At 63.4% G+C, this 3,363-nt stretch carries 4 protein-coding genes; all 4 read right to left on the reverse strand.

The features are described from left to right. Positions 1 to 192 (reverse strand): hypothetical protein (locus tag EN914_RS28985; RefSeq protein WP_164778989.1); only part of this gene is annotated, 192 nt, incomplete at its 3' end. Positions 193 to 458: 266 nt separating this feature from the next. Continuing rightward, positions 459 to 1,046 (reverse strand): HutD family protein, encoded by a 588-nt coding sequence (locus EN914_RS28990; RefSeq protein WP_127389434.1) that lies wholly within the window; start codon positions 1,044 to 1,046, stop codon positions 459 to 461. An 85-nt stretch (positions 1,047 to 1,131) separates the two neighbouring features. Further along, a complete protein-coding gene (gene hutU / locus EN914_RS28995; RefSeq protein ID WP_024505590.1) occupies positions 1,132 to 2,802 on the reverse strand; it encodes a urocanate hydratase in 1,671 nt (556 codons plus the stop codon). Positions 2,803 to 2,829: 27 nt separating this feature from the next. Continuing rightward, positions 2,830 to 3,363, reverse strand: a 534-nt coding sequence (locus EN914_RS29000) for an N-formylglutamate amidohydrolase (RefSeq protein WP_127389435.1), incomplete at its 5' end; no start/stop codon positions are given.

A 3,363-nucleotide genomic window follows, 5' to 3' on the forward strand; every position in this document is an offset into this window, starting at 1 on the left:
GTCGCGGATACGGGCCTGAAAATCGAAGGGCGTCAGCCCGAACAGATCTGTGAGGTCGCCTTTCGCCAGGCTTTCACCGAGCAGCCGAAGGCGCTCTTCGGGCAGGTAATTGGAGCGGATCGGCTCTTCGGTGATGGCCGGGAAGCTCGCGCTTGTCTTCTCGATTTGGGCAGGATTCGTCTGAATATTCATTGAAAATTCCGTAAGCGGGCACTGAGCGGCGTCACCGCCACGGCAATGGCCCTAAAACCGGTTCAAATGCAATTGGTTGCATAAACCCCACTTGCCGAAAGTTTGTTTCCGCACCACGACAGGGCGTCGTCTCTCAGCAAAACTCAAAGACAAGCACCCCACTTCCCGCCAGCCAGATCGGCGGAGAGGATTCAGGCTTTTTCGTGATGCCGCCAGCAGCTTACGCTATATTTCGCCGGTACCGCGATCATGTTTGGAAACAAGCGTTAATCGTTGCCGGCGATGGCGCGGATCCGGATCACGTACAGCGTTGCCTCATGGGCGGGTTGGACAAGCAGGCCGGTGCTGACCGGCCCGGACAGCAGAGTGTCAAGCGGCCCGAGGCGAACCGGTTCAGCGGCGGGCACACTGATGTCGCCGTCCCAGCACAGGATGAGCGTTGTGCCGGCTTCAGTCCGGATTTCCACGGGGGCCGAAATCACCAGGCGTTCGACCGAATGCGTCATCCGGCTTCGGCGGGTCATGACATTGAGATCGGTGATCGGTCCGCCGATCAGCGCGGCCGAGGTCTGCGCGTCGGCCGGGAAAGAAAACAGGGCGGTCGTCCTGTTTATAGATCTCGGCGGGTAGCCCGCAATCTCGAGGACGATGCCCTCGCCTTCGAGCACGGCAAGGGTGCGATCGATGCCGGCGAATTGCGAGAACGGACCGCTCGATTCGACACGCGCCATCGACACGCGCCAGTCGAAATCGTCGAGCCCGGCACCGGGCGGCGAGACGGCGATTTCCGTCGTCACGCCGCCGCCGTTCTTCCACGGCATCGACCGGTATTCGGCTGCCCGCAGGATGCGCATACCTAGCCCTCCGCTATGGTTACGGGCGTTCGAAACTCGAAAAGCCGATTCCGCGGCTTTTCGCCTGCCTGCGGCCGGACGTTTCTCACCCGAGAATGCCGGGCAAGTTGAGCTGGTGCTCCTTGGCGCATTCGACGGCGATTTCGTAGCCGGCATCGGCGTGGCGCATGACACCGGTCGCCGGGTCGTTCCACAACACCCGCTCCAGGCGCCTGGCGGCTTCGCGCGTGCCGTCGGCGACGATGACCATGCCGGCGTGCTGCGAGAAACCCATGCCGACGCCGCCGCCATGGTGCAGCGACACCCAGGTGGCGCCCGACGCCGTGTTGAGCAGCGCGTTGAGCAGCGGCCAGTCGGATACCGCGTCCGAGCCGTCCTTCATCGATTCCGTTTCGCGGTTCGGCGAAGCGACCGAGCCGGAATCGAGGTGATCGCGACCGATGACGACAGGCGCCTTCAGCTCACCCTTGGCCACCATATCGTTGAAGGCGAGGCCGAGCCTGTGGCGGTCGCCAAGGCCGACCCAGCAGATGCGCGCCGGCAGACCCTGGAAGGCGATGCGCTCGCGCGCCATGTCCAACCAGTTGTGCAGGTGGGTGTTGCCGGGCGTCAGTTCGCGCACCTTGGCGTCGGTCTTGTAGATATCTTCCGGATCGCCCGACAGAGCTGCCCAGCGGAAGGGACCTATGCCGCGGCAGAACAGCGGACGGATATAGGCCGGCACGAAGCCGGGGAAGGCAAAGGCGTTCTCGAACCCCTCCTCCTTGGCCACCTGGCGGATGTTGTTGCCATAGTCGAGCGTCGGCACGCCGGCGTTCCAGAACGCCACCATCGCCTCGACATGTTCGCGCATGGAAGCGCGGGCCGCCTTCTCGACCGCCTTGGGGTCGCTGACGCGCTTCTCGCGCCACTCGGCCATCGTCCAGCCCTTCGGCAGATAGCCATTGATGGGATCATGCGCCGAGGTCTGGTCGGTGACCATATCGGGGCGAATGCCACGCCTGAACATCTCCGGGACGATCTCGGCCGTATTGCCAAGCAGTCCGACCGACTTCGCCTCGCCGGCCTTGGTCCAGCGTTCGATCTTTTCCAGCGCCTCGTCGAGCGTCTCGGCGCGCTCGTCGACGTAGCGGGTGCGCAGGCGAAAATCGATCGAGTCCGGGTTACATTCGATGGCGAGACAGCAGGCGCCGGCCATGACGGCGGCGAGCGGCTGGGCGCCACCCATGCCACCGAGCCCGCCGGTCAGGATCCATTTTCCCTTGAGATCGCCGCCATAGTGCTGGCGACCGGCCTCGACGAAGGTCTCGTAGGTGCCCTGCACGATGCCTTGCGTGCCGATGTAGATCCACGAGCCGGCCGTCATCTGGCCGTACATCATGAGGCCCTTCTTATCGAGCTCGTTGAACTTTTCCCAATTCGCCCAGTGCGGCACCAAATTGGAGTTGGCGATCAGCACACGCGGGGCGTCCGGATGGGTGCGGAAGACGCCGACCGGCTTGCCCGACTGGACCAGCAAAGTCTCGTCATCGGCCAGCGTCCTCAAGGAGGCGACGATGCGGTCGAAATCGTTCCAGGTGCGCGCCGCCCGGCCGATGCCGCCATAGACGACCAGTTCGTTGGGATTTTCAGCAACATCCGGGTCGAGATTGTTCATCAGCATGCGCAGCGGCGCTTCCGTCAGCCAGGAGCGCGCGCTGATTTCGGTGCCGCGCGGGCTGCGGACTTCGCGGATGTTGTGGCGAGGATTGTTCATGGCGTCACTCCATAAGAGGATCTGATGTCAGACGCGCGCCCAGGATGTCGCGGTCTCGAGGATTTTCCGCAGGGTGGCGCGGATCGGTGCTGCGAACTCGGCGTCATAGGGCACCGGCCAATTGTCCGGCGTACCCTTGCCATCGGGCTCGCGCATATAGATGCGGTTGGAAAGTTCCATCTGCAGCGCATGCACGCCTTGTTGCGGCTGGCCGAAATGGCGTGTGATCCAGCCGCCCTTGAAGCGGCCGTTGATGACAAAGGTTTCACCGGTTTCGGCCATGATCTGGCCGACCATCGCCTGCAGCGTCGGATCGGCGCTCCTGCCGTCATTGGTGCCGAGATTGAAAACCGGCAGCGTGCCTTCGAACAGGCGCGGCAGCACTGAACGGATCGAGTGGCAGTCATAGAGCACGATCTTTTCGTGTAGCCCGCGCAACCGGCCGATCTCGGCCTGCAAGGCGGCATGGTAGGGCACGAAGAATTCCTCGCGACGCTCGTCGATCTCCGACGGCCCCGGTTCTTCGCCCTCGCGATAGAGCGGATCGCCATCGAAGGTCTC

Origin of the sequence: Mesorhizobium sp. M7A.F.Ca.CA.001.08.2.1 (genome assembly GCF_003998455.1) — a bacterium.
GTDB classification, from domain to species: Bacteria; Pseudomonadota; Alphaproteobacteria; order Rhizobiales; family Rhizobiaceae; genus Mesorhizobium; species Mesorhizobium ciceri.